The organism is Micrococcus sp. HSID17227 (assembly GCF_003989405.1).
Taxonomy (GTDB): domain Bacteria; phylum Actinomycetota; class Actinomycetes; order Actinomycetales; family Micrococcaceae; genus Micrococcus; species Micrococcus luteus.
Window position 1 is genome coordinate 1 of the sequence record NZ_RBLN01000423.1, and the last position, 1,138, is coordinate 1,138.

Consider the following 1,138-nt stretch of genomic DNA (forward strand, 5'->3'; position numbering starts at 1 on the left):
TGGGCGCCGCCGTCCGGGGCGGGGCCGGAGGGGTGCGCCGGGGCGTGGGCGCGCTCGAGCTGGGCGCCCTCCACGTCCACGTCCGGCATGATGCGGTCCAGCCACCGGGGCAGCCACCACGCCGCGTCCCCGAGCAGGTGCATCAGGGCCGGCATCAGCAGCAGCCGGACGACGAACGCGTCCAGCAGCACGCCGAAGGCCAGGCCGAAGCCGATCGGGCGGATCATCGCGTCCTCGGCGAAGATGAAGCCGCCGAACACGGAGATCATGATGATCGCCGCGGCCATCACCACCGCGCGGCCCGAGCGCAGGCCGGACAGCACCGCCTGACGGGCCGGCAGGCCGTGCGCGTAGGCCTCGCGCATGCCGGAGGCGATGAACAGCTGGTAGTCCATGGCCAGGCCGAACAGCACGCCGACCATGATGGTCGGCAGGAAGCTGAGCACCGGGCCCGGGTTGTGGACGCCGAACAGGGCGCCCAGCCAGCCCCACTGGTAGATGGCCACCACGCCGCCCATCGCCGCGAACACCGAGAGCACGAAGCCGCCGGTGGCGATCAGGGGCACCAGGATGGAGCGGAACACCAGGATCATGATCAGCAGGGACAGGCCCACCACCACGCCGAGGTAGAGCGGCAGGGCCTCCGCCAGGGTGTCCGAGACGTCGATGAAGCCGCTGGTCACCCCCGCCACACCCGGGTTCGAGGCCTCGCCGGCCGGGTCCAGGGACCGCAGCTCGCGCACGAGCTCCTCCGTGGAGACCGCATTGGGCCCCTCCTCGGGCAGCACCTGGTACATCGCGACCGTGCGGTCCTCGTTGAAGCCCGCCGGCACCACGGCGTGCGCGTGGTCGAGGGCGGCCAGCTGCTCGCCGACGTCGAGCTGGGCGTCCGTGGCGCGCCCCTCGTCCAGGCCGGCGGGCAGGTCCACGGTGACCACGAGCGGGCCGTTGTAGCCCTCGCCGAACTTCTCGGCCGTGAGCGCGTAGGCGAGCTGGGAGTCCGAGCCCTCGGGCTCGGAGCCGCCGTCCGGCAGGCCCAGGCGCATGGACCAGAACGGCACGGCCACCAGGACGAGCAGGGCCACGGAGGCGAGCGCCGTGGCGAGGGCGGTCGGCGTGGACAGCGTGGCGCGGCGGT

Annotated in this window: 1 protein-coding gene; it reads right to left on the reverse strand. The window is 73.3% G+C overall.

Going from position 1 to position 1,138, the window contains the following annotated elements:
• Positions 1-1,138 (reverse strand): MMPL family transporter (locus D8M29_RS12390; protein ID WP_148111623.1); only part of this gene is annotated, 1,138 nt, incomplete at both ends.